Below are 23,650 nucleotides of genomic sequence, written 5' to 3' on the forward strand. Positions count from 1 at the left end.
CCAATTAACCCTTTCTCCAACAGGGACAATGTGCGACATTTTGTCCTAGCTCATGTTTTGATTCATTTTAACGGGGTAAATGGCGCAGTTTTGTGCGAAATAACAGCAATTTAGTGAGATCTGATGCATGATTTATTGGCATTAAGATTGCTTATAAGGTGTAGATTTCTAATTACAACAATTAGCGTCTTATGCACATGCCCTTCTTCGAGCCCTTTAAAACTGAAGGCATGTCATTCATTTATAACAGAATGGACATAATAATAATGAAAGCAATTCCCTTAACTATTGCAGCTCTATCTATCGTCAGTTACACGGCTAGCAGCGCGGAAGACACCACTCATATCAAGTTGGCGACAACCACAAGTACTTATCACTCTGGTCTACTGGACTACTTATTACCTGAGTTCGAAAAGGATTCTGGTATCAAGGTTGATGTTCTAGCCGCAGGTACAGGTAAATCACTTCGCATGGGCGAAAATGGTGACGTTGATTTGGTGATGACTCATGCACCAAAAGCAGAAGCTAATTTCGTGGAAAAAGGTTACGGCGTTTTACCTCGCAAGCTGATGTACAACGACTTCGTCATCGTTGGTCCACAAAATGACCCTGCGAAAATTGAATCTCAAAAAGCAGTGGCAGATGTGTTTAAAGCGATCGCGACTAATAACGTGACGTTTGTATCTCGTGGCGACGATTCAGGTACTCATAAGAAAGAGATGGGTATTTGGGCGCAAACTAAAATGGAACCAAACTTCGGTGGCTACCGAAGTGTTGGTCAAGGCATGGGCCCTACTCTGAACATGGCGTCTGAAATGCAAGGCTACACCATGACAGACCGTGGTACTTGGTTGGCTTACCAAAATAAACTGGACCTAAAAATCCTTTTCCAAGGTGATAAGAACCTATTTAACCCTTACCAAGTGATTCTTGTTAACCCTGAACGCTACCCAAGCATCAATTACCAAGCTGCGAAAGTATTCAGTGATTGGCTAGTTAACCCTAAAGGCCAGAAACTGATTAACGACTTTAAACTGCATGGCAAACAACTGTTCGTTGCAAGTGCAGAATAGTTTGTTCTAAGTCGTGAGTCGTTGGCTGTAAGTAAAGAGTAGTGTTGAAGAGGTGGTCCAAACCAACAAACACTACACTTAACGAATCAGTTATGATCACGCTTAAAAACAATAGCTGACCAATACAGGCTCAAATATATTGTGTCAGCTATGATTAACATCAGTCATTACCGATAAAAACCTATTATCGATTCACACGAGATACTTCATGACCCTATGGCAAACAACGATTGATGCAATGAATCTACTAGTGAGTTTTGACCACGAATTGTGGCAAATCGTTGCGGTATCCTTCAGCGTGTCTTTGTCCGCCATCTCATTAGTGATTGTTCCTGCAATCCTTATGGCTTTCTTATTGGCTTATACCGAGTTCCCCGGGAAATGGGCTCTGCTTTCAGTGATCAACACCCTGCAAGCGATCCCTACCGTGGTTATCGGTTTGTTGATGTACATGATGCTTTCTCGCTCTGGCCCGTTAGGTGATTGGCAATTATTGTTCACCCAAAAGGCGATGATTTTAGGTCAGATGCTGATCTGTTTCCCTATTCTAGTTGCGATGATGCATGGTGCTCTGCAGGCCAGTGACCGCCGAGCGGTAGAAACAGCGCGCACACTTGGCGTATCAACAACACGCGTGGCGTGTACCTTGATTTGGGAAACACGTTTTCCTCTATTGGCTGCAACCATTGCTGCCTTTTCTCGTATCGTAACAGAAGTAGGTTGTTCAATGATGGTCGGTGGCAACATTATGGGGATGACAAGAAACATCCCAACGGCTATCGCCATGGAAAGCCACAAAGGCGCATTCGCTCAAGGTGTCGCCCTCGGTATGGTGTTATTAGCATTGGCATTAGCCCTTAACTTTTTCCTTTCCAGTGTGAGAGGAAAAGGCTATCTAAGAACTTAGGAACGCTGTCATGAGTATAAAAATAACAACGCAGCAAATTTCAATGCGCTACAAAGAGCGTGTTTTGTTCCACATTCCCGAATTGTCGATCGGCCCCAACGATGCCATTTATCTCAAAGGAGACAATGGTGTTGGTAAAACGACCCTACTTAAAATCTTGTCTGGATTAATTCAGCCGAGTTCTGGCCGTATTCAGTCCCCGACACAGAGTTGGCAACAGAAATTATTTCCTCGGCTCAAGTTCAAAGACATCATCTACCTGCATCAAACCCCCTATCTTTTTGATGGTTCGGTGTACCAGAATGTCGCTTATGGCATTCGCTTTAACAAAGAGAGCCAAAAAGATAAGCGAGCTCAAATAATTAATGCATTGAGAATGGTAGGTTTAGAAACCTTGGCAGATGAACACATTTCTGTGTTGTCTGGTGGTGAACGTCAACGCGTGGCAATGGCTCGAGCTTGGATTCTTAAGCCTTCAATCTTGCTTATGGATGAACCAAGTGCTTCTTTAGACAAAGAATCTATTGAAAGATTGGTGATTATGGCCGAAGATCTTCTTCAGAGAGGCGCGAGTTTAGTCATCACAAGTCACCAAACTAACGCGTTAACCGATTTATGTAAGAAGCAGTGGTGGATCAAAGACAATACTTTGACCGAATCCCCGCTTCTGCAAGTTATTCAGAAAGATAAAGCACAAGAGAATATTTATGCTGCTTCCAACGCAAACTAGTTGGGTTATTTTGGCTGGCGGACAGGCCAGTCGTATGAGCGGAAAAGATAAAGGACTCGTTGAGCTCAACGGTTCTCCGCTTATTCAATACGTTATAAACAAGCTGTCACAACAAGATGTCAGCATCACTATCAATGCCAATCGTAACTTAGACAGTTACAAAGCATTTGCTCCGGTTGTTTCCGATTCTTTCCCTGACTACCCAGGTCCGTTGGGTGGCATTCATGCTGGCCTTAAAAACGCGAACACAGACTGGGTTGGCTTCGTTCCTTGTGACAGCCCACAAATCAGTGACGACCTTGTTGAGCGTTTTTGTTCTGCAGTTAAAGAAGACAGCGACATTCTTGTCGCGCATGATGGCGAATTTAAGCAACCTGTATTCACCCTATTCCACAAGCGTGTTCTACCAAAGTTAGAAGCGTTTTTGGAACGTGGTGATCGTAAAATCATCTTGCTATACAAAGAGTGTGTCACCGAATACGTTGATTTTAGCGATTCTCCTAACTGCTTTGTAAACTTGAATACGCCAGAAGAACTCACCCAATTCGGAACGCTTCAATAATGAAAGATTCAAAACAACGCCCTAACCTTCCTTTATTGGGCTTTGCTGCTTATAGCGGTACAGGTAAAACGACCGTACTTGAAGCCTTGTTACCTTTGTTAACCGACGCAGGTTTAAAAGTTGGCGTTCTTAAACACGCTCACCATGATTTCGATGTCGATAAGCCGGGTAAAGACAGCTACCGCCTACGCAAAGCAGGCGCGAATCAAATGTTGATCAGCTCTCGTAACCGTCACGTGATGATGACAGAAACGCCAGAAGCCGAAGCGGACTTTGATTACCTGCTTACACGTTTCAATACCAACACGTTAGACTTAATTCTGGTTGAAGGCTGCAAGAACATCGCCTTCCCTAAGATTGAGCTTCACCGCGACGAAGTGGGTAAACCTTGGCTTTATCCAAATGATGACAACATTATTGCTATCGCCGCAGACAGCCAGGTTGAATCCGATCTGCCACAAATGGCGATCAGCGACTTAGAAGCGATTCGTGATTTCATCATCGATTACGCGAAGTCCTTTGACCTTGCCTCTACAACAGGCAAAGCAGTGTCATGCTCGTCTTCAAAAGACGCTGCGCCAGCTGTTTGTTGTGATTCGTTCTCTCCTGCAGGATTAACTGTCACTCAAGGCCAGCAAAAGATTGTTGATAGCATTGACGCGATTGATCTCACAGAGAGTGTTGAATTACTGCAAGGCTACGGCCGCGTGCTGGCTGAAGATGTTATCTCGCCAATCAACGTTCCTCAGAATACTAACTCTGCAATGGACGGTTATGCGATCCGTAGTGAAGATCTAGCTCTGGACAGCTACAATATCGTGGCTGAAGTCATGGCGGGTCACAACTACGAGCAAACCGTTCAACAAGGTGAAGCGGTTAAGATCATGACAGGCGCACCAATGCCAGAAGGCGTTGATGTCGTTGTGATGCGCGAACAAGCTGTTCAAGATGGCGATAAAGTTAGCTTCCCTGATGCTAAAATATCCGTAGGACAAAATGTCCGTATGGCAGGTGAAGATTTAGAAATCGGCCAACCTGTCTTTACACGTGGTACACGCATCGAAGCACCAGAAATGGGCATGATGGCGTCGTTAGGTTTTGGTACCTGCCCTGTTCTGCGTAAAGTGAAAGTAGGTGTGTTCTCTACGGGTGACGAAGTTCAAGCTCCGGGTAGCGAGCAAAAACCAAACTCTATTTACGACTCGAACCGTTTTACTATTATCGGCATGCTTCAAAAGCTTGGCTGTGACATCGTCGATTACGGCATCATTGAAGATGACGAACAAAAGATGATGGACGTGCTGCACTCTGCGTCGCTTGAAACCGATATGGTCCTGACTTCTGGTGGCGTATCTGTTGGTGATGCTGATTACATTAAGCTTGCGTTAGATAAGCTGGGTGAGATTAACTTCTGGCGTATCAATATGCGTCCAGGTCGCCCATTAGCTTACGGTAAAATTGAAAACAAACCTTTCTTTGGTTTGCCGGGCAATCCAGTTGCAGTCATGGTGTCGTTCATTAACTTTGTAGAACCAGCTATTCGTAAGCTACAAGGTCAAACCAACTGGACACCAGTGAAAGCGAACGCGGTAGCGACTGAGCAATTACGATCTCGCCAAGGTCGTACTGAGTTCAGCCGCGGAGTGTTCTCAATGAACGAATCCGGCGTGCTTGAAGTGAAAACAACCGGTAAGCAAGGTTCAGGTATTCTGCGTTCAATGAGTGAAGCAAACTGCTTAATCGAAATCTCACCAGCGGTTGATACCGTAAAAGTTGGTGAGACGGTAACGATCATTCCACTGCAAGGCCGTGTTTAATTGAAGGTTCAATGAGACCTAAATTGACTTAGTAGTTCTTCAGTTGACTTAGCTGCTTTTTAATTGATTTGGAAGATCTTCGCCAAAACATAGACGAAGCCCCTATATAGATTTTTTGATGTTAGGGGCTTTTTGTTCTGTTGGTTTCGTAAAAGACAACCTGTTCGTTCCTTAAAAGACAGAAAGCTCAAATCGCGATAAGCGTGAAGAACGATAATCTTAAGATTTTGTATCATAACCTTGAGCCACGTACTGTTTTTATGTAGAGTGCGCGCAAAGTAATAATTCTATTGGAGAGCATCATGGCTCGTACCATTCTGTACACTTACAAAGACGAAGACAAAGAGTTACTGTTTTCGAAACAAGAACACCGCACGATCCAAGAAGCTGTAGCTGCAGCTGAAGGTATCGACATCACTGAGTATCTAAAAACTGAGCAACAGCTTGAGTTTATTTCTGATACTAAAGCGGTTCGTAACTACCAAGATAACTATTTCCGCAAGCTTGGCTTTACTAAGCTTACGTTGAAGCAAAAAGACAACCTTGGCGTTGGCAAAAAGAAGAAGTAAGCCCTCTGGCTTCTTTTTCTTAGCTTCTAGCTTCTAGCTTCTAGCTTCTAGCAACGAAAACACGAACAATAAAAATGCCGCAACCTCTTTCGAGATTGCGGCATTTTTATTTATGCTTTTTAGCTAGCTCTAGCTTAACGTTAAGTAACGGATTACTTAATGTTAAGGAATGCAGCACCACGAACGCCGCCTGAATCACCGTGTTTCGCTTTGATGATCTTTGGACATTTCGCTACAGACAGTAGGTATTTAGGTACACGTTTTGGCATCTCTTCGTAGATAAGTTCGAAGTTTGAAAGACCACCACCCAGTGCAACAACATGTGGGTCAAGACCCGTAAACAGGTTCGCAAAACAGATAGCCAATAGCTCCATGAAGCGATCTACGTGCTCCGCCGCTTTTGCTTCACCTTCGTTGTATGCTTGGATGATTTCAATCGCTTTCTTCTTCTCACCGAAGTAGTGCTCGTAAATCAACTCAAAGCCACGACCTGATAGGTAGCTGTCTAGACAACCTTTCTTGCCACAACCACAGCCTAGTAGCGGTGCGTTGTCGCCAAGGTGGAACCAAGCATCAAGGGGAAGACGCATATGGCCTAGCTCGCCCGCAACGTGGTTACGACCAGAGAAAACTTTGCCTTCATAAACTAAACCGCCACCGAAGCCCGTGCCTAGAATTAGGCCTGCTACGGATGGTTCGTCTTTTAGTTCATCATCCCATGCTTCTGAAAGCGCAAAACAGTTCGCATCGTTCTCGATTTTTACACTACGACCAATAAGCGCTTCTAAGTCTTTACGTAGTGGCTTACCTGTTGAAGCCGGTACATTAACAACAAGCATTGTGCCATCGTCTGCGTTTTCCATGCCAGGAAGACCAAGGCCAATTTTGCCTTCGCAAGAGAATTCGCTGTCGTATTTTTTAACTAAACCAGCAATCGTATCAAGTAGTAGTTGATAGTCATCTGTTGGTGTTGGAACACGTTCTGTTGCTACTCGCTCAAGTTTCTCATTGAATGCACCAAACTCAATTTTTGTGCCGCCAACATCGAAGCCGTAATACATGAAATCTCTCCAATTTTTCCCTAAATTCGGGCAAATAAATTTTTTAAATTAAACAACTAAGGAGCATTATCCATAACACTCCCCCTACAAACCGTGATAGATAACAAACTTATCTCGTGATCGAGTCTGTTTGAACAACAAGTCAGCACAAAGCGGTTAAAGGTTAGAGTGAAGTCTCACTTTTACTGTGTTCTATGAAAGCGTTCAGGCTAGGTTTGGTCGGATCTGACTTATAACGCGTCTTGCTTAGCATGTAGCTTTCGCGAAATGCTTCAAACCATAGCTGTAAAGTCTTGGCGCCCTGCTCTTCGCCCGCTTGCTTTAATACTAAGCTCGCGACTTCTGCAGTAGAAAGGTGTTGTTCGTTGTCTGACTTACGCATCATGTATTGAGAAACTGATTCAGGCTCAATCGATAACACAGGTAAATCTTGTAGATATTCTGAACGACGGAAGATACGTCTTGCTTCACGCCAACTTCCATCGATGAAAATCAGCAGCAGCTTTTTATTTGGGTCACGTATTTGTGGCAAGTCTTGAACCACTCGCGTTTTGTCATCTGTGTAGTCTTCAGGAAACACAATAACAGGCTGATACTTGTCGTCTTTCAGCACATTCAACATCTCTGCGTTGGGCTCAGTGCGGTGCCAAAGGTAGGCATAGCTATCTTTAACGGTATCAAGAATTAAACGGCCGGTATTACTTGGTTTGAGTATTTCGTTGTCCGATAAGATCAACATGGTCGCGACGTTCGTATTTACGTCTGGTTGATGTTCACAGATACAGCTGTCTTGCTTGATTTTACAGAATTCACATCGCACGACTTTACACCCGCGCGCATTAAACGGTTTGGTAGCAATGGATAAACGGTGTTGATATAAACGGTGAAAAGCGTGGATTCTCATGGACAATAACGATAAATCTAGAAAAGTGGCACGATTGTACTTACAGTGTCCTTAGAATGATAGAAGGAATTCCCATGCAAGACCCATCACTGCTTCGCCTTGTTTGTTTTATTGTCGTTTTTGGATTGTGTGCACTTTGGGAATCCCGTTTTCCACGTAAAACACTCACTCAAAGCAAATGGTTTCGTTGGGCGAATAACTTCGCTCTGGTTGCTTTGAATAGCTTTTTATTGGCCACTCTCATTCCTATCGCAGCATTTCAAGCGGCGGTTATCGCACAAGAAAACCAATGGGGTTTGTTCAATACCCTGTCACTTCCGAAAGAACTGACCATTCTGGTCTGTGTATTGCTCTTAGATTGCGCTATTTACCTGCAGCATTTGGTGTTCCACCGTGTTCCTTGGTTATGGAAGTTACATCGAGTTCACCATGCAGACCTAGATATCGATGTCACTACCGGAACGCGCTTTCACCCTATTGAGATGTTCCTTTCGATGCTGATTAAAGTGAGTTTGGTGATCGCGCTTGGTGTCCCAGTCATTGCGGTCGTGATATTTGAAATTGTTCTTAATGCCAGTGCGATGTTTAACCACAGTAATGCACGTCTTCCGTTATGGATTGATAAGCGATTAAGAAAAGTGATAGTGACACCAGACATGCATCGCGTTCATCACTCGATCATTGTTAAAGAAACCCACTCAAACTTTGGCTTCTTTTTATCTGTGTGGGACATCTGGTTTAAGACTTACCGCGCTCAACCCAAGCTTGGCCACGATAAGGTGAATATTGGTGTTCCCGAGATTCAAGATGGTAAAGAGCAACGGTTGGACTTGATGTTGCGTCAGCCGTTTGCACAATTCCCGACAACGAAAGACTAGATTCAAACTCGTTTGTGGCTCAAGCTGATATTAAACTCAAACCTATATCTAGACAAAAACGCCCTTAGATTCATGTCGGAATTTAAGGGGGTTTCTGTATCGATAGGGATATAAGCGTAGCTAGTTGTGCTGTTTAGCTTAACTCCGCACACTCGTTTTCCTGTGCACGCTCGTTTACTTCAATACGTATTTGTGAAGCATGGCTTGTTGGTTCCCTGCTATCTCTCCGACTTGTTCTGAACTCTCGATCATAGATTCAAGTTGCAGCTTAGTATTCTCACCCTGCTCAGATACTCGGGTGATTGAATGCGTTACATCGACAGTCGCTCGTGCTTGCTGCTCAGTAGCCACCATGATTTGTTCAACACGCCCTTTGATCTGGCTAACCGCGAACTCTATCTTCTCGAAGGCCTGTTTTACATCTCCGCTGGTGTCCAGCGCATTCGCCATTTCGCTTCGCGATTCCGTTACAGAAGCTCGTGAGCGATCAGCCGCCGCCACCAATTCGTTCATCATATTACGAATATTAGTGGTTTGCTGGGAGGTACCACTCGCCAGTTTTCGTACTTCATCGGCAACCACTGCAAACCCGCGGCCTTGGTCTCCTGCTCGCGCTGCTTCTATTGCGGCATTCAATGCGAGTAAGTTAGTGTTTTCAGCAATACCACTGATCACGTCAACCATTTCACGAATCTGTTTAACGCGAATATCCAAGTCCGTCATCGATTCTTGATTCAGGCTAAGAGATTGCTCAAGCGCTTGTAATCGTTGTTGGTTAAGGCCAACCACTTGGCTGCCATTCACTGACTCATCTTCTGCTATTTGTGCATCGTCGTTCGATGCGTTAGAGATACGGGCAATCTCACCAATGGATGCTTCAAGTTCAGTAATCGTAGTTATCATATTCTGAAGTGATTCGTTCTGCTCATTCAAGCTAGAATTTGTTTTCTCTGCGGCGTCATGACTCACTTCAGCTGTTTGATAAAGCGTCTCACAGTTACGCGTTACCAAACGAACCGAGTCAGCGGTTGAATCTACGACTGTATTGAGTTTCGAAGTGATAACTTGCAGCTCCAGAGGTCCCAACAGTTCACTTTGTTTGGAGAAGTCGTGATCGGCAAGTGAACTTAATTGTTGGGTTATGTTTTTAAGCCCTTTATTCATCCAACGACGTAATACGAACCATGAGATCGCAATGATTACGGCAATCACCAGCCCGCTGATAAACAACACACTATCGATATTGATGATGGTTTGATTTACAACGAGCTCGCTTTCATCAATCAGTTGGGAAGCTGTAGAAGACAACTGATTCAGTGTGCTAATAACGGTATTTGCTAAGGTAATCACTTGCGTTAAGTTCTGCTCTTGCTGTTTAACCAGTTCGAGTTTCGATAGGATTTGCTTGATTACCCCCTTTTCTGTAAAGCCCTCTTTCACCATTTCGTAAGGTGCCGTCAAACTTGCGAACTCGGCGATGTCTGGGTGCCAATCAGCAAAGTCACCGTAAGCCAAGTTAAGGCCCGCAATTCGATTTCTGAGTTGACGATATTCATCGTGTGCTTTATCAATGTCAGATTGCATCATCAACATCAAAAAGGTGTTCGCCATCGCAGACGCACTGGATGTAAATCGATTCGCAGCATCACTCGCTTCCGGGTTGTCTTCAACCAAAAACGAGCTGATTCGATTCATTTCTGGTCCGATAGATCCAACGCCATAACGGAACTCGCCCATTTTACTGTCGATGATATTTTGCTTACTTTGAATCTCAATTTGCGCTAGCAGTACCGTGTTGGTCATGTTTTGCAGTTGCGTCATGTCATCGATAAGGTTTTGTTGTTGCTCTAAAGAGATCGCTTCAGGAAAAGATTGGGAGATAAAAAGGAGTTCCTCTAGCGTGGTATTACTCTCTGTTGCGAGTTGAACAATTGAGCCCCTTGTGGCATTCAGTGTATCTAAGTCGGTTGATTGGGTGCTGTAAGTGAGAAGTTTTACTTGTTCTAATACGCTTTGCGTTAATTCGGCGTTATGTAGAGCAAGGGGTAATGCTTGTTCTGAAAGTGCATCAAAATGTTCTCCGACTCGCTCAACTCCCCGAATACTAACCATTGACAAAAAACTAACGAGTAAAAGAATGGAAATAAATACAGCGGTAACAGTTTGAATGAGCGAAAATGTATAACGTGAGGGTTTTATTGATAAATTTGTGTCGGGCATGTGAAATCCAATTTGACTACGAAAAGAGATATCCTTAAGTTAGTCCGTATACTAGAAGTCCTTGGTGACGTTTATATTTCAGTTTTTTGTCAGAAGAGTTACATATGAAATTCAGAGAAATGGCTGTAGTTACAATAACTTTGGCAACATTGGCTGCTTGTAGCTCGACTCCTTCCCCTTCTCAACTTAGTCAAACCGCTCAAAAACCCTTATCAAAGTCAGAGCAATTGACTACCAATGCATATATGAGTGTGTATGAACAGTGGAAAGGTGTGCCATATCATTTTGGTGGGACATCATTTCGAGGCGTAGACTGTTCCGCTTTTGTTCAAATCGCCGTTCAAAATGCGACACAACAAGCTCTACCGAGAACCACAAAAGATCAGAGTAAAAAGGGAAAAGAAATTGCGTATGAACAGGCAACAAGTGGTGATTTGGTGTTTTTCAAAACTTCGATGACAGTGCGACACGTAGGCGTGTATTTAGGAAATAATCAATTCCTACATGCTTCGACATCAAAGGGTGTCATTATATCGAGGTTGGATAACCCTTATTGGGCGTCTAAGTTTTGGCACTTTAGGCGTTTATAACAGCTTAATAGATTAACCGCCAAACAACGTCACTTTTTAAGGTGTCGCTTAAACGCCTAGATCATCGTAGTTAATGGGCTAGCGAGGAAATAGACCGTTAGTCGTACTTGGCGACAGCCGTGTCAAATAGGTTCTTCACGAGCGCGATGTACTCATCTAGAAATACAATTTGCTCGTTGGTCGCTTTCTTCGCCCAAACCCCCGCTAACACTTCACCTAAATCGGCTACCACAGCATCGGCTTCTTTCAAGAGTTGAAAACGAACACTCGAATGCAACTCTGGATTTTGCTCAAAAATAGCCATGATGTTTGTTGAAATCATGTCAGTGATGATGTCTTCAACACTCTCATTGCCTGTATCGCCATTACTATTGGTAAAGACGTCCAGATTAAATGATAAGTGCTCGATAAGAGCCAAATAGCCATCGGTTTCTACAACCACAATAAATCTCCGTTTTAAGCTCAAGAGCAGATTAATACGTACTTGCTTAATACTATGTAAATGAAGCGGTTTGTCATCACTTTATTACCAAAAACCGTATTAAAATGATCCTAGTTAGTATTTCAGCTTAAATTTAAATCAATATGGCTCTATGTTTCATACCAGCCCGCTTAAGCTATAAGTAAGTGAACGCCTAACAAAGTCTAAAACAAACTTTTAATTAATGTACTGCGCTAGTTAACAATAGCGATAGTTAACAAGAGTCCTATCCACTTTCTTTAAAAGCTCATTTATGTTGGTGCGTAGACAATAGCAAGCTCCCTCGACTTTTCCAGTTTGAAGGGTTCAAAACCGTTTCCATTGTGATACCAGCTCCAAACAATTTATGACGTCTGATTGGTAATTTCTGTTTGTATTTCAAATATCTTGAATTAGTTTGAGTTCACAAATTGAGTAATTGATTCAGCATAAGCTGAACCAGAGATAAGAACATTGACGAGTGCGTCTATAAATTGCTCAGTTTTATCCTAAACTATTGCTATTAAACAAACAGTATTTCTAACTTTGATTTTTTTAACTTTCAGTCTTTGAGGATTTCCTATGTGGCAGGCCATTTCTCAACAACTTTCAGATACTCTTCTATTTAACTTTCAGATTACTGAACGTACTAAGGTTTCTGGTGGCGACATTAACGATTGCTATATGATCAGCGATGGTAATGAACGTTACTTTGTGAAAGTGAACCAGCGAGAATTTTTACCTAAGTTTGAAATTGAAGCTGAAAACTTGCGTTTGCTAAGAGAGACTTCCACCGTTTATGTTCCCGAATTGGTACTGATTGGTAAAACCAAAGAGTGCTCTTTCATTATCCTCAATTACTTGCCAACCAAGCCACTTGAAACGGGTAATAACAGCTTTGATTTCGGGGTCCAGCTTGCTCGCCTTCATCTGTGGGGTGAGCAAAAAGAGTTCGGTTGCGACCAAGACAACTATATCGGCAGTACACTTCAACCTAATCCTTGGCATAAGAAATGGGGCCGTTTTTTTTCTGAGCAGCGCATTGGTTTCCAACTCCAGTTGCTAAAAGAAAAAGGCATCGAATTCGGTGACATCGATGACATCGTTGATGTGGTGAATATGCGTCTTGCAGGCCACAACCCTCGCCCTTCTTTGCTTCATGGGGACCTCTGGAATGGCAACGTCGCAAATTCAGCCTTTGGGCCAATCTGTTATGACCCTGCTTGTTATTGGGGCGATCATGAATGTGATTTGGCGTTAACGGAATTGTTTGAAGGGTTTCCAAAAGAGTTTTATGAAGGTTACCAGAGCGTCAATCCACTCGACGTTGGCTATACTGATCGGAAAGACATTTACAACTTGTACCATCTTCTTAACCACTGCAATCAATTTGGCGGCGAATATTTAGCACAAACTGAAGCATGCATTCAGAAGATACAGGCCGTTTAATATCAATCACAGCTAGCGACTGGGGTCGATATAAGTTGCAATGTTCGATATTGCTATTTATTACGATCTATTCAAGCTACTACGATTGTTACAAGTTACAGTGAGGAGAATTCGCCATGCATAAATACACAGAGAAACATGTCTCCTGCCCCCACTGTGGGCATGCAATCAGCATAACGCTCGATGCTTCTAATGGGAGCCAAGATTTTTATGACGATTGCCCTGCATGTTGCAATGCCATTCACCTCGACATGCAGGTAGATGAAGTAAGAGACAGAATTCATCTTTCGATTGATGCAGACGATGAACAAGTCTTCTGAAATACACCTTCTCTTAGTGAGCTAGAGCAAATTAAAATTACAAAAAAGAGCACGTTATGTGTAATGCCAGTCAGTTAAGCTGACTGGCATTTTTTCTGTTTGTTGCATATTTCTTGGGTTTCAGTTTTACCCAGCGAGGATAGCTTCTATCTTCTCTTCGGGGTGGTAGGATAAACATAGATACTTGCTGTAATAACACTTCATAGTGTTTAGGTAGTTTTCCCGGGCTCGTTAAAGGTAAAGCAGCGAAGTATTGAGTCACAGCCATGGCACTACTCGTAAAGCTTAATTGATTCGGCCAGATGCTTCTAACTTACTCGCTGCTTTTGTCATAACCTGCCTTATAAGGTTATAGGCTAACAAAATTCCCCAGAGCTCCTGTTTGACCATATCTGGCCGCTTACTTCGCAATGTATACTCACTATCCAGCAAGGTTTGCTTCATTTCCCGATAGCCTAATTCGATCTCCCAACGATAGCGATAGAGCTCTACGATGTCTTCACCAGGAAAGCGCAACCCATCACACATTGATGTAAGTACCTGATATTCCTTACCCTTGATAATTTTCGATACTAACCTTGCTTCTATTGTCTCAGGGAGATCACTGAACTTCTTTCTTGCCTGAGGTGTTGTTTTTATGGCAACGATAGCGTCACTCCGGCTATATTTATGGACGACTTCATACTGAAAGTCCTTTCTCACAGGGAGCATCCAATGCCTTTCTTGACCTACTTTGTTCCAACGATTAAGCAGCCCTAAAGAGTAATATCCTTTATCAAAAATAGTCAGAGAATGATTTGGTGTTTGCTCGATGAGCTCTTCTGCGAGCCGCATTTCGCTGGTGCGATAGTCAGAGAATGCACTATCGATTAGTTGATGACTTGTAAGCTCCATCAAGCAAACCATACGTACCTTAGGGTAAATATTTTCAGATGATTGATTACGCTGTGCTTTAAATTCTTGATGATTTTCAGGTGTATCTGTTGTTCTCCAAACGACACCATCGACGGAGAGAAGGTTTAATCCACACCAAGTTTCGAAGTTAGACGCTTGATAGCTATGCGCTGCCATCTTCTTAAAGACTTGCTTTACACCTTCTTCACCTAATCTCTGCCTCGCTTGAACAACAGCACTTGGTGCAACAAAACGTTGTTTGTCTGGCAGGACAATATCGAGTTGGTTAGCGATATCCCAAACAGATTGTTGACGAAAGAGACTCATTCCAACAACGGACCAAAGTACTGCTTCCAAAGGTAACCGTCTTCTTCTAACGGTTGCTACGCCAGCTTGCTCAAAGCCTTGCTGGATAAGCTCTGGACTAAGAATGTCAGAGTATTTGTCAAAGTGATGGAAGGTATTACATGACCGAAAAGTATTAGCAAGTTGGCTTTCTAAAGACATAAAAAATCCGATATTAGTTTCCTAATATCGGATTTTGAAGCCTTTTGAGGATCGGTCAAATGATCTCACAAATTTCTTAACTGATCGGCATTACACGTTATGTGCTCTTTTTTGTAGCGTTACTTCTGGTTCGCTAGTACGCGTTCAACGGTATCAACAATAGCCTGTGTTTGAGGATCAAACTCAATGTTTACTTGGTCACCTACTTCACGGCCGCCAAACAGAGTACGATTCAGCGTTTCTGGAATCAGGTGAACAGAGAAACGGTTCTCTTCCACTTCACCGATCGTCAATGAACAACCATCAACGCCGATGTAGCCCTTGCTTAACACATACTTCATTGATTCTTGAGGTAGTTCAAACCAGAGCGTGCGGTTGTTTTCTGTCTTAATCACATCAACCAAGTTAGCCATCAACGTAATGTGACCAGACATGCTATGCCCGCCAATTTCATCACCAAACTTTGCTGCACGCTCAATATTCACTTTGTCACCAACATTCAGTTGGCCCAAGTTCGTCAATCTTAATGTGGCTTGCATTAAATCAAAGGCGATCTGGTTACCTGAAATTTCCGTTACCGTTAAGCAACAACCGTTATGAGCTACTGAAGCACCAATTGCTAATCCCTCAACCATTTCGTCGCTTAGCTCAATGGTATGAGTTTGAAACAACTCTTTTTTATTTATAGCAACCAGTGTTGCCATGCCTTGAACGATACCTGTAAACATAAGATTCCTATTTAGCATTCTAGGGCGTGTTGACCTTTCGTGGTTAAATTTTGTTCGAGATAAAAGCGTTTTAATCGCGGCGAGGGGGAAGTAGCCTAGTCATTCTAAGTAAATCTCCCTCAACAAAGAGTAAAACGCTTTTTGCGGGGGCGCCCAGCTCGAACCCTTCGGGCAGCGTTTGCTGGTCATTTTTACTACGTTATCGGCTTCTCATGTAGGCTAGCTACACATCGACGCCTCTGCCTTGTATAAATACCCAGCAACTCGCTGCAAAAATCAGCTCGAAAGATCAATACGCCCTAATAACAGTTTTTCATAGCAGTTATTGTGACATTTCTTTATGATTCGTCCAGTGGAAGCTTAAGATCATTGTCTCTGATTCCTTCAGAATGTCCTTTCCTACACTATTATTCTAATTTTCCCTCTTATTTGGAGTTGTTTGTGCATCGTTACAAAGAAGAATCCTCGAATCTAATCAAACTTGCGGCTCCTGTATTGATTGCATCTGTCGCACAAACTGGAATGGGTTTTGTTGATACCGTGATGGCAGGTGGCGTAAGTGCTATCGATATGGCGGCGGTTTCGATTGCAGCAAGTATCTGGCTACCATCAATTTTATTTGGTGTCGGTCTATTGATGGCATTGGTTCCTGTCGTTGCACAACTGAATGGTTCTGGTCGACAAGTCAAAATTCCATTTGAGATTCAACAAGGTGCGTTTTTAGCGCTCGTCATCTCCCTTCCAATCATTGGTGTACTTTTTCAAACACAATTGATATTGGAGTGGATGGACATTGAACAACTCATGGCGGAAAAGACCATCGGCTATATGAATGCGGTGATGTTTGCTGTACCTGCTTTTTTGTTGTTCCAAACCTTGCGAAGCTTTACTGATGGTATGTCTTTAACTAAGCCTGCAATGGTGATTGGTTTTATTGGCTTGCTATTGAACATCCCGCTTAACTGGATGTTCGTATACGGAAAACTTGGAGCTCCTGCTCTGGGTGGTGTTGGCTGTGGCGTTGCAACGGCTATCGTATATTGGGTGATGTTTGCACTGCTGTTTGCTTACGTTTTAACATCAAAGCGTTTGGCGAAAATCAATATCTTCGGTACGTTCCATAAGCCTCAGCTCAAAGCACAAATTCGTCTGTTTAGACTTGGCTTCCCAGTAGCGGCCGCTATCTTCTTCGAGGTAACTCTGTTTGCGGTGGTTTCTCTGTTGGTTGCCCCATTAGGTTCATTGATTGTTGCTGCGCACCAAGTCGCGATCAACTTCTCTTCGCTGGTTTTCATGATTCCAATGAGTATCGGTGCTGCTGTGAGTATTCGTGTTGGCCATAAGTTAGGCGAAAACAACACCGAAGGCGCGAAGATTGCGACACACGTTGGTATCATTGTTGGCTTGGTCACAGCCTTAATGACAGCTGCATTAACTGTATTGTTCAGAGAGCAAGTTTCATTGCTCTATACAGAGAACACGGCGGTAATTACTGTTGCAATGCAATTGCTTTTATTCGCGGCGGTTTATCAATGCACCGACGCCATCCAAGTTATCGCTGCAGGTGCTCTGCGTGGCTACAAAGATATGCGTTCAATCTTCAACATTACCTTTGTTGCTTACTGGTTGCTTGGCCTTCCTATCGGCTACATCTTAGGAATGAAAGATTGGATTGTTGAACCTATGGGCGCGCACGGCTTCTGGATTGGTTTCATTGTTGGTCTAACGTCAGCAGCGATTATGCTGGGTATGCGCTTACACTGGATGCACAAGCAGGACGACGACGTACAGTTAGAATTTAGTTCTCGCTAGATTCGTACTCGTTAAACCGGTGTGTCTGATATCGAATACGAAAAAGAGCGCTGATCTTCAGGGCTCTTTTTCGTTTATTGGCGGGCGTATTATTTAGTCATACTAACTACTGGTCAGATAGATTGTATTTGTCTTAATAGTCACTTTTCTCTCTAACAAAGCGCGCAAACTTGGGTTTCCCATTTTGAGTAAAACCATTGTAGCGAAACGTAATACGACTGCCGATTTCAGGTGGTGCGAGTCTCATTTCGTCACTGAACCCGCTACCAATATAGAACTCAATCCCCTCCTCCGTGTGGACCAATATAGAACCCATCATTCCTTTATACTTTCCTGTCCCGCCTTTATAGCCAATAACCGTAGCTTCAGCATCATGATGCCTTTTAAGCTTTAACAGGTCATTACTTCGCCCTGCTTGATAACGGCTTGTGATCTTTCTTAGCATCAAACCTTCGCCATTACGTTCGTCGATATTATCTAACTGATGGAACAGTGCATCTTCACTATGAATAGGGAAATGCTCTATGTAATTGACATGAGGTTCACCAATCATACTGACCCAGTGTAAAATGTTGTAATAGCGCTTTTGATAATCTCCTGCAGCCCCTGGCATATCAAACAGCATGAAGTCTATTTGGCGCCAAGCTGTATCACTAGGTGTGTGATCGAGAACAGTAGATTGAACTAAGTGAAACTTGCCTCTTCCTGCCCACAACTCTCCTTCGAGATGTACCTTAGGCAAGTTTTCCGTAAACCACTTCGGTGAATAAATGCGATTCCCATTACGAGTATAGAGATGTTTACCATCCCACAGAGCCCGAATCCCATCGAGCTTCTCACTCTTCCAGTATTCAGAAACATCAATGCCTTGTTTATATGTGTTTGCCAGCACCAAGTGATCCGGAGGTAAATAGGATGAATGAGAAGAAAGCGAACACGCCCATAGAGTTGCTATAGCCAGTTTGGTTAGTCTCATCACTTGCTCCGTATTAATAACTCCCTTAATCCTAAGCGTTTCAACGTACAGTTAGACAATCTATGCCAGAAGATGCGACCCACACACCAACCTTATTTATCTTTAGCTTTCATTCACAAAATTAATGGCTTGTAGGTCTCAAAAGTACATCCAATTTTAGTTCTCATATTGAGAAACGACCTTTCTCAATATGAGATAGAGATTAAGAATGGCATTAACTCGTTGAAAAATAACAACATAAAAGTTGGCACATTCAGTGCAGTTGTTCATACATACTTTAAAGGAGATAACGCTATGGAACTACGTAAGATTGATTTGAATACAACGACGCTAACGCTTTCTATCTTCGGTGATTTAGACGCAGCAGGCAGTCGTGATGCGCAAACTGACATTGATGATGTAATTTCGAACGACGGCCATCAAGAAATCGAAGTCGATTTTAGTCAAGTAGAGTTTTTGGATTCGTCTGGTGTTGGCGCAATAGTCTACATGTTTAAGCGCTTGACCGAGCGTGAACGCAACATGCGACTTGAGAATGTAACCGGGCAGCCACTTGAAATTATGAACCTATTACGAATAGGCCACGCTATCCCGGTAAACTCAAAAAGTCCTACTAATTCATGATGATCCACTAAGCTAGAAGTAACAAAAATAATAATTATAAAAATAAAAACAAAGGACGTTGGCATGAAATTATTCAAAAACTACATAGCCCTCTCTCTGTCTGCTCTGGTTCTGGGGTGTACTAGCTACCCAGAGTCAGGAACAGGAGGTCTCGCTGAAAGTTATGATTCAATAAATTATTTGAATTCCGACTTCTCTCCTGTCATGCCTGATGAGCCACTTGGCCCTGAACACGGTTTGCGTTTTGATTGGCAATTAGCAAAACTTCATTTAGATGCGTTAATTCAAGAAGGTGCGCGTTGGTGTTTTCCCGCTGCGGTAGTCCAAGCTATTGAAAAGCAAAATCGTATTGCACGTGAACTACAAGGCGGTTTACTGCTAGATGCAGCCAACGACCTAGTCATCCAAAGAAAACGCCTAAACGAACTTGAAGTCCAGCTAGACTATGTGACATCACAAGCCCGTTGTGAGCCACCAAAAAATGAAAATCAATTTAGAATACAATTGTCGGTTATCGAACAGTTGTATGACTTACTTAATGTTGATAACCAATTCGCAGAAGACTCTATTGAAGTCAATCCCAAGTATATGGGAAGACTTGCTGAAGCGACAGCGCTACTCAAAGAACACAAGTCTTTGGACCTAGTTGTTACAGGCCATGCTGATGCGACTGGGACCGAAGAATATAACGACAAGTTAGCACTTGGACGAGCTAAACAAGTCGAACGCTACCTGACTATTTTTGGCTTGGGTGCTCAACGAATCAAAGCCGTCTCTGTCGGCGAAACCGTTCCTCTTTTTGAGGGCGAATCAGACGGTACGCGTTTAACTAACCGTCGAGTCAGCATAGAAGTTATCTCACCTAAAAACGCCGAGAAAATGGGAGGTGGGCTATGAAATCATTGATCGCTTTTTTCATCACCCTATCGCTATGCTTTGCGAATATCGTGAATGCAAGAGACGAGTTTTCAGAGGCGGTTCAAGTCGGTGATCTTATCCAAGTCAACGTACCCGGAGAAAGTACCTTAAATACTGGGTTCCAAGTTGATAAACGTGGCCGTATTACTCTTCCTGAAGTGGGTACTGTATTTGTGGCAGGTTATGACAGTGAGCAGCTTAACAAGGTCGTTTTAGAATCACTGGCTACCGCTTATAAAGATCTTTCAAACGCTTCCGTATACGTAAAAGAACAGCAAATCATTATTTACGTTCAAGGTTATGTACAACAACCTGGCGAATACACACTCGCATTGGGTTCTAGTATCCAAATGGCGCTTTACGCTGCGGGCGGCTTACGTTCAGGGGCACAACTCGATAAGCTTATTCTTAAGCGAGGCGCTGATAAAATAGAATTCAACTACAAACGTTTCCTAGATTCAGGTGACGAATCAACACTCCCCGCTTTGCAATCATTGGATTCACTGTTTGTACCTGCTTCCCCATTAGTCGGTAACATCGAGCAAGAGTTTGACGCTGCAAAGCTTGCTAACTCCGGTGACAGTGCTGACTCTCGTAATTCAATCAAAGTGTTTGGTGAAGTAAACGCACCGGGCTCATTCACTTATAAAGAAAACACCGACCTCGTCGACGTATTAATGCGTTCTGGCGGCGTGACTCGTTATGCCAGTGTTGAGCAAATCCGTGTGATCTCAAACAACACCCCTACGCTATTCAACCTTAAACGTTACTTAGATTCTGGTGACGAAAGTTTGCTTCCAATTTTGCGTCCAGGCGCGACGATTTTTGTACCCAAGCAAGAAGAAGAGATCAAGTCTGGTGCGAATATGGTTTACGTAATGGGCGAAGTAGCCTCTCCAGGTGCCTTTGAAGGTAAGAGAGGTGCGACGTTTATGGATATCTTAGCGAACGCTGGCGGCCCGACCCGATTTGCGGAGTCTAGACAAATCCGCGTACTCAAAGCCGACGGCAGAGTAGTTAAATTTGATTTAGCGGCATACACAGAAGGTTTACCTAATTCTAACCCTCCTAGCATCAAAGCGGGAGACGCGATTTTCGTCCCAGAGAAAACAGACATGAACGAGAAATCATGGCTAAAGATCTCGCCGGATAGAGCTGTAAATGTTATTGGTGAAGTTGTTCGACCGGGACGTATTGAATGGTCAGATGAAATGGATTTCATGGGCTTACTTGCTCATGTTGGAGGGCCAACACTGCGTGCCGACACCACAAAAATAGAAGTGGTTACAGGTAGAAAGCTAGTGGTTTTCGACTTAGACGAATTTATTAAAACTGGAGCTCCGCGTGACCAACTGCCCTTCATCCGTGCAGGCTCAATTGTGCGCGTACACGACTTACCTCAAGACCCTTCAGACAACAAATCTCAATGGGTGCGTCAAAGCTCAGATGCATCAATTTACGTGTTTGGCCAAGTTCGTTCACCAGGCCGGTACCGATTTACAAAAGACATGCACTTTCTAGACATATTGTCAGCGTCAGATGGACCAACGAAAGACGCCGACATTCACAATATTCGCGTAACCCACAGAGATAAGACCTACTCTAAAGTGAGCAAATTAAACTTATCTCTCTATTTCGAAACTGGTGATGAATCGATCCTACCAAACGTAACTGCCGGCGATACTATTTATATCCCGGAAAAAGATAAAAATTGGTTGGACACACCAAAAGAAAAAACAGTTCGTGTGCTTGGCGCAATTAATAATCCGGGTCGATATGTGTTCAACGACAACATGACGATTTTAGATATCTTGGCAGAGGCATCAGGCCCTACTGAAAATGCTTATGTAGAGAAAATTACCATTGTGAACATGTCTTGCTGCCAAGGCCAAGCTCGTACCTTCGACCTTGTTGAGTTCAGCAAAACGGCCAACATCTACAACTTACCAGTGCTACGTGCCGGTGACACTATTTACATCCCAGATCGACGCGAGAGCTTTATGGAAAAAGCTCGAGTGGGCTTAGAAGACATACTTCGCCTAACGACAACCATTGTCCTAATAGGAGCTTTGTAATGACTATTTCAGCAATTCAAGCAGAAGTAGAACAACTGTATCTAGCTTCTGAACTTAATGGCCAAAAATCAATATGCGTGACCGCCTGTCATTCAGGTGACGGTGTAACATCCATTGCAACGGCATTGGCCGAACGTTTCCTATTGGCGGGTCACTCTACGCTGTATGTTGACCTCAATTTATTTAATCCGGCATTCAAAGATTTACATATGTTGGAAGAAAAGCAACAAGGAAGACTCATTGAACATGTTGAGTCTCAACGCCTTTTTATGGGGGTTCCAGCCCCTCAAGTTACTTCAACTCAACTGGCTTACAAAGACCCAGAAACGCTGACTAAAGTGGTAAGCCAATGGTTAGAAACATACGAAAGAGTGGTTGTCGACACCTCGCCTCTGCTGAATGTTAATAAAGGCAATATACCCGCCCAATCGGTAGCGAGTGCTTGTGATTGCACGTTACTTGTTGTCGCCTATGGAGAAACTTCGACGCACAACTTAACTCAAGCGAAAAAGTTACTTGATGCACAAAATATCTCGCTCCTTGGATGTGTGATGAATATGAAATACACGCCAAGTTTCGCTAATGAATTGATACGCCAAGTAAATAAACTGAAGCTCCTTCCTCGCCCACTACAGGAGAAAATTAAAAGTTGGATATCTAGAAATGAGTTTCTCAATTTAACTCTATAAGCTTCACTACAAAATTACGATGTCTCTAAGAGAAGGAAGGGAATCTATGAAAAATCTAACGTTGTTAATCTTGGCTTTGCTACCGACATTAACTTATGCAGATACCTTCACATTCGGTATTGTTCCTCAGCAATCTGCAAGTAGACTCGCGCAGCAATGGACCCCAATACTCGCGAAAATAAGTCAAGAAACGGGTCACACCATCATCTTTGAAACCGCGAAAGATATCCCTATGTTTGAGCAGCGTCTTGCTAGCGGTGACTATGATTTTGCGTATATGAATCCTTTCCACTTCGTTACTTTTAATAACAGCGTTGGCTATAGTGCGATGGCCAAAGCCAAAGACAAACGCCTAAAAGGTATAATGGTCGTGCGTAAAGATAGCGGTATTACAAGCTTGGATCAGTTAGACAATTCTACCCTTGCCTTCCCCGCTCCTGCAGCGTTTGCGGCAACGTTACTAACACAAGCTGGCCTGAAACAAAGAAACGTTCATTTTGAACCTAACTATGTCTCTTCACATGATTCGGTATACCTTTCTGTGGCCAAGGGCTTTTATCCGTCTGGGGGTGGTATTATCCGAACCTTCAACGCACTAGACCCGGATGTTAGAGACCAGCTTACTCCTATCTACACCTCTAAGGGTTTCACTCCTCATGCTATCGCCAACCACCCGAGAGTTGACTCAGAGGTGGTACAAAAAGTTCAAACCTCCTTTGTTCAATTAGCCCAGAACGAAGAAGGAAAAACGTTACTTTCCCCGCTAAGGATTAAAGCTTTTGAAACTGCGGTTGATGTCGACTGGGATGATGTTCGTGCACTGAATATTAAACAGAAAGACACCATGCCAATGACCGTAAATAAGAATCAATAGTTACGGTAGGTTT

Annotated in this window: 22 protein-coding genes and 1 pseudogene; 16 read left to right on the forward strand and 7 right to left on the reverse strand. The window is 43.2% G+C overall.

What is annotated here, in order from left to right; genetic code table 11:
- The first annotated feature begins 266 nt into the window (after positions 1 to 266).
- The 6 genes from AB8613_RS00430 to AB8613_RS00455 all read left to right on the forward strand — a co-directional run bounded on the left by AB8613_RS00430 (position 267) and on the right by AB8613_RS00455 (position 5,658).
- Positions 267 to 1,073 carry a substrate-binding domain-containing protein gene (locus AB8613_RS00430; RefSeq protein ID WP_060982038.1) on the forward strand — a complete coding sequence of 269 codons (807 nt, stop codon included), beginning with the start codon at positions 267 to 269 and terminating at the stop codon, positions 1,071 to 1,073.
- Positions 1,074 to 1,281: 208 nt separating this feature from the next.
- Positions 1,282 to 1,980 (forward strand): ABC transporter permease, encoded by a 699-nt coding sequence (locus tag AB8613_RS00435; RefSeq protein WP_009846742.1) that lies wholly within the window; start codon positions 1,282 to 1,284, stop codon positions 1,978 to 1,980.
- Positions 1,981 to 1,990: 10 nt separating this feature from the next.
- Positions 1,991 to 2,710, forward strand: a complete 720-nt coding sequence (locus AB8613_RS00440) for an energy-coupling factor ABC transporter ATP-binding protein (RefSeq protein ID WP_048611022.1) — start codon at positions 1,991 to 1,993, stop codon at positions 2,708 to 2,710.
- On the forward strand, positions 2,688 to 3,272 hold the full coding sequence (gene mobA / locus AB8613_RS00445) for a molybdenum cofactor guanylyltransferase MobA (RefSeq protein ID WP_372384179.1): 585 nt from the start codon (positions 2,688 to 2,690) through the stop codon (positions 3,270 to 3,272). The genes AB8613_RS00440 and mobA overlap by 23 nt, the downstream gene beginning before the upstream one ends.
- Entirely contained in the window at positions 3,272 to 5,089 is a 1,818-nt protein-coding gene (locus tag AB8613_RS00450; protein WP_327783820.1) for a bifunctional molybdopterin-guanine dinucleotide biosynthesis adaptor protein MobB/molybdopterin molybdotransferase MoeA, read from the forward strand. The genes mobA and AB8613_RS00450 overlap by 1 nt, the downstream gene beginning before the upstream one ends.
- Before the next feature lie 302 nt (positions 5,090 to 5,391).
- Positions 5,392 to 5,658: a DUF2960 family protein gene (locus AB8613_RS00455; RefSeq protein WP_004733780.1), complete on the forward strand. Its 267-nt coding sequence runs from the start codon at positions 5,392 to 5,394 to the stop codon at positions 5,656 to 5,658.
- Between the two features lie 152 nt (positions 5,659 to 5,810).
- On the opposite strand, the gene nagK is transcribed toward AB8613_RS00455, so the two are convergent.
- The gene (nagK, locus tag AB8613_RS00460) at positions 5,811 to 6,719 is read right to left on the reverse strand and encodes an N-acetylglucosamine kinase (protein WP_008217891.1); all 909 of its coding nucleotides are present in this window, start codon (positions 6,717 to 6,719) and stop codon (positions 5,811 to 5,813) included.
- A 163-nt stretch (positions 6,720 to 6,882) separates the two neighbouring features.
- A complete protein-coding gene (locus tag AB8613_RS00465) occupies positions 6,883 to 7,629 on the reverse strand; it encodes a tRNA-uridine aminocarboxypropyltransferase (RefSeq protein ID WP_372384180.1) in 747 nt (248 codons plus the stop codon).
- Positions 7,630 to 7,697: 68 nt separating this feature from the next.
- Between AB8613_RS00465 and AB8613_RS00470 the strand changes: the two genes are divergently transcribed.
- Entirely contained in the window at positions 7,698 to 8,501 is an 804-nt protein-coding gene (locus tag AB8613_RS00470; protein WP_372384181.1) for a sterol desaturase family protein, read from the forward strand.
- A gap of 174 nt (positions 8,502 to 8,675) precedes the next feature.
- On the opposite strand, the gene AB8613_RS00475 is transcribed toward AB8613_RS00470, so the two are convergent.
- Positions 8,676 to 10,721 carry a methyl-accepting chemotaxis protein gene (locus AB8613_RS00475; protein WP_372384182.1) on the reverse strand — a complete coding sequence of 682 codons (2,046 nt, stop codon included), beginning with the start codon at positions 10,719 to 10,721 and terminating at the stop codon, positions 8,676 to 8,678.
- Between the two features lie 104 nt (positions 10,722 to 10,825).
- Here AB8613_RS00475 and AB8613_RS00480 point away from each other — a divergent pair, with 104 nt between their 5' ends.
- Positions 10,826 to 11,311 (forward strand): C40 family peptidase, encoded by a 486-nt coding sequence (locus AB8613_RS00480; protein WP_372384183.1) that lies wholly within the window; start codon positions 10,826 to 10,828, stop codon positions 11,309 to 11,311.
- A gap of 97 nt (positions 11,312 to 11,408) precedes the next feature.
- On the opposite strand, the gene AB8613_RS00485 is transcribed toward AB8613_RS00480, so the two are convergent.
- A complete protein-coding gene (locus AB8613_RS00485; RefSeq protein ID WP_048665016.1) occupies positions 11,409 to 11,753 on the reverse strand; it encodes a DUF3802 family protein in 345 nt (114 codons plus the stop codon).
- Between the two features lie 600 nt (positions 11,754 to 12,353).
- Between AB8613_RS00485 and AB8613_RS00490 the strand changes: the two genes are divergently transcribed.
- Positions 12,354 to 13,220 carry a fructosamine kinase family protein gene (locus AB8613_RS00490; RefSeq protein WP_060982031.1) on the forward strand — a complete coding sequence of 289 codons (867 nt, stop codon included), beginning with the start codon at positions 12,354 to 12,356 and terminating at the stop codon, positions 13,218 to 13,220.
- A 116-nt stretch (positions 13,221 to 13,336) separates the two neighbouring features.
- Positions 13,337 to 13,540: a CPXCG motif-containing cysteine-rich protein gene (locus tag AB8613_RS00495; RefSeq protein ID WP_060982030.1), complete on the forward strand. Its 204-nt coding sequence runs from the start codon at positions 13,337 to 13,339 to the stop codon at positions 13,538 to 13,540.
- Positions 13,541 to 13,610: 70 nt separating this feature from the next.
- On the opposite strand, the pseudogene AB8613_RS00500 reads toward AB8613_RS00495, so the two are convergent.
- A pseudogene (locus tag AB8613_RS00500) lies at positions 13,611 to 14,941 on the reverse strand (IS4 family transposase).
- A gap of 119 nt (positions 14,942 to 15,060) precedes the next feature.
- Complete coding sequence (locus AB8613_RS00505) at positions 15,061 to 15,669, reverse strand: riboflavin synthase subunit alpha (protein WP_146489770.1); 609 nt, start codon at positions 15,667 to 15,669, stop codon at positions 15,061 to 15,063.
- A gap of 441 nt (positions 15,670 to 16,110) precedes the next feature.
- Here AB8613_RS00505 and AB8613_RS00510 point away from each other — a divergent pair, with 441 nt between their 5' ends.
- Positions 16,111 to 17,481, forward strand: coding sequence for an MATE family efflux transporter (locus tag AB8613_RS00510; protein WP_372384184.1), 1,371 nt, complete (start codon positions 16,111 to 16,113; stop codon positions 17,479 to 17,481).
- A 133-nt stretch (positions 17,482 to 17,614) separates the two neighbouring features.
- Here the strand turns inward: AB8613_RS00510 and AB8613_RS00515 are convergent, their stop codons facing one another.
- Entirely contained in the window at positions 17,615 to 18,457 is an 843-nt protein-coding gene (locus AB8613_RS00515) for a DNA ligase (protein ID WP_372384185.1), read from the reverse strand.
- Between the two features lie 294 nt (positions 18,458 to 18,751).
- On the opposite strand from AB8613_RS00515, the gene AB8613_RS00520 reads away from it, so the two are divergent.
- From AB8613_RS00520 to AB8613_RS00540, 5 genes are all read left to right on the forward strand, one after another.
- The gene (locus AB8613_RS00520) at positions 18,752 to 19,081 is read left to right on the forward strand and encodes an STAS domain-containing protein (RefSeq protein WP_086711361.1); all 330 of its coding nucleotides are present in this window, start codon (positions 18,752 to 18,754) and stop codon (positions 19,079 to 19,081) included.
- A gap of 63 nt (positions 19,082 to 19,144) precedes the next feature.
- Entirely contained in the window at positions 19,145 to 19,978 is an 834-nt protein-coding gene (locus tag AB8613_RS00525) for an OmpA family protein (RefSeq protein ID WP_146491564.1), read from the forward strand.
- The gene (locus tag AB8613_RS00530) at positions 19,975 to 22,074 is read left to right on the forward strand and encodes an SLBB domain-containing protein (RefSeq protein ID WP_371714796.1); all 2,100 of its coding nucleotides are present in this window, start codon (positions 19,975 to 19,977) and stop codon (positions 22,072 to 22,074) included. Before AB8613_RS00525 ends, AB8613_RS00530 begins: the two co-directional genes overlap by 4 nt.
- Entirely contained in the window at positions 22,074 to 22,763 is a 690-nt protein-coding gene (locus AB8613_RS00535; protein ID WP_372384186.1) for a chromosome partitioning protein ParA, read from the forward strand. The genes AB8613_RS00530 and AB8613_RS00535 overlap by 1 nt, the downstream gene beginning before the upstream one ends.
- Positions 22,764 to 22,809: 46 nt before the next feature.
- On the forward strand, positions 22,810 to 23,637 hold the full coding sequence (locus AB8613_RS00540; protein ID WP_372384187.1) for a phosphate/phosphite/phosphonate ABC transporter substrate-binding protein: 828 nt from the start codon (positions 22,810 to 22,812) through the stop codon (positions 23,635 to 23,637).
- The last annotated feature ends 13 nt before the right edge of the window (positions 23,638 to 23,650 follow it).

The organism is Vibrio sp. BS-M-Sm-2, from assembly GCF_041504345.1.
Classification (GTDB): Bacteria; Pseudomonadota; Gammaproteobacteria; order Enterobacterales; family Vibrionaceae; genus Vibrio; species Vibrio satsumensis.

What these genes read in the sequence shown, in the direction of transcription:
- AB8613_RS00540 (WP_372384187.1), top strand. Translation starts at nt 22,810, where the DNA reads ATGAAAAATCTAACGTTGTTAATCTTGGCTTTGCTACCGACATTAACT.
- AB8613_RS00535 (WP_372384186.1), top strand. Translation starts at nt 22,074, where the DNA reads ATGACTATTTCAGCAATTCAAGCAGAAGTAGAACAACTGTATCTAGCT.
- AB8613_RS00475 (WP_372384182.1), bottom strand. Translation starts at nt 10,721, where the DNA reads ATGCCCGACACAAATTTATCAATAAAACCCTCACGTTATACATTTTCG.
- mobA (WP_372384179.1), top strand. Translation starts at nt 2,688, where the DNA reads ATGCTGCTTCCAACGCAAACTAGTTGGGTTATTTTGGCTGGCGGACAG.
- AB8613_RS00505 (WP_146489770.1), bottom strand. Translation starts at nt 15,669, where the DNA reads ATGTTTACAGGTATCGTTCAAGGCATGGCAACACTGGTTGCTATAAAT.
- AB8613_RS00455 (WP_004733780.1), top strand. Translation starts at nt 5,392, where the DNA reads ATGGCTCGTACCATTCTGTACACTTACAAAGACGAAGACAAAGAGTTA.
- AB8613_RS00470 (WP_372384181.1), top strand. Translation starts at nt 7,698, where the DNA reads ATGCAAGACCCATCACTGCTTCGCCTTGTTTGTTTTATTGTCGTTTTT.
- AB8613_RS00530 (WP_371714796.1), top strand. Translation starts at nt 19,975, where the DNA reads ATGAAATCATTGATCGCTTTTTTCATCACCCTATCGCTATGCTTTGCG.
- AB8613_RS00515 (WP_372384185.1), bottom strand. Translation starts at nt 18,457, where the DNA reads ATGAGACTAACCAAACTGGCTATAGCAACTCTATGGGCGTGTTCGCTT.
- AB8613_RS00450 (WP_327783820.1), top strand. Translation starts at nt 3,272, where the DNA reads ATGAAAGATTCAAAACAACGCCCTAACCTTCCTTTATTGGGCTTTGCT.
- AB8613_RS00495 (WP_060982030.1), top strand. Translation starts at nt 13,337, where the DNA reads ATGCATAAATACACAGAGAAACATGTCTCCTGCCCCCACTGTGGGCAT.
- AB8613_RS00520 (WP_086711361.1), top strand. Translation starts at nt 18,752, where the DNA reads ATGGAACTACGTAAGATTGATTTGAATACAACGACGCTAACGCTTTCT.
- AB8613_RS00490 (WP_060982031.1), top strand. Translation starts at nt 12,354, where the DNA reads ATGTGGCAGGCCATTTCTCAACAACTTTCAGATACTCTTCTATTTAAC.
- AB8613_RS00440 (WP_048611022.1), top strand. Translation starts at nt 1,991, where the DNA reads ATGAGTATAAAAATAACAACGCAGCAAATTTCAATGCGCTACAAAGAG.
- AB8613_RS00435 (WP_009846742.1), top strand. Translation starts at nt 1,282, where the DNA reads ATGACCCTATGGCAAACAACGATTGATGCAATGAATCTACTAGTGAGT.
- AB8613_RS00430 (WP_060982038.1), top strand. Translation starts at nt 267, where the DNA reads ATGAAAGCAATTCCCTTAACTATTGCAGCTCTATCTATCGTCAGTTAC.
- nagK (WP_008217891.1), bottom strand. Translation starts at nt 6,719, where the DNA reads ATGTATTACGGCTTCGATGTTGGCGGCACAAAAATTGAGTTTGGTGCA.
- AB8613_RS00525 (WP_146491564.1), top strand. Translation starts at nt 19,145, where the DNA reads ATGAAATTATTCAAAAACTACATAGCCCTCTCTCTGTCTGCTCTGGTT.
- AB8613_RS00480 (WP_372384183.1), top strand. Translation starts at nt 10,826, where the DNA reads ATGAAATTCAGAGAAATGGCTGTAGTTACAATAACTTTGGCAACATTG.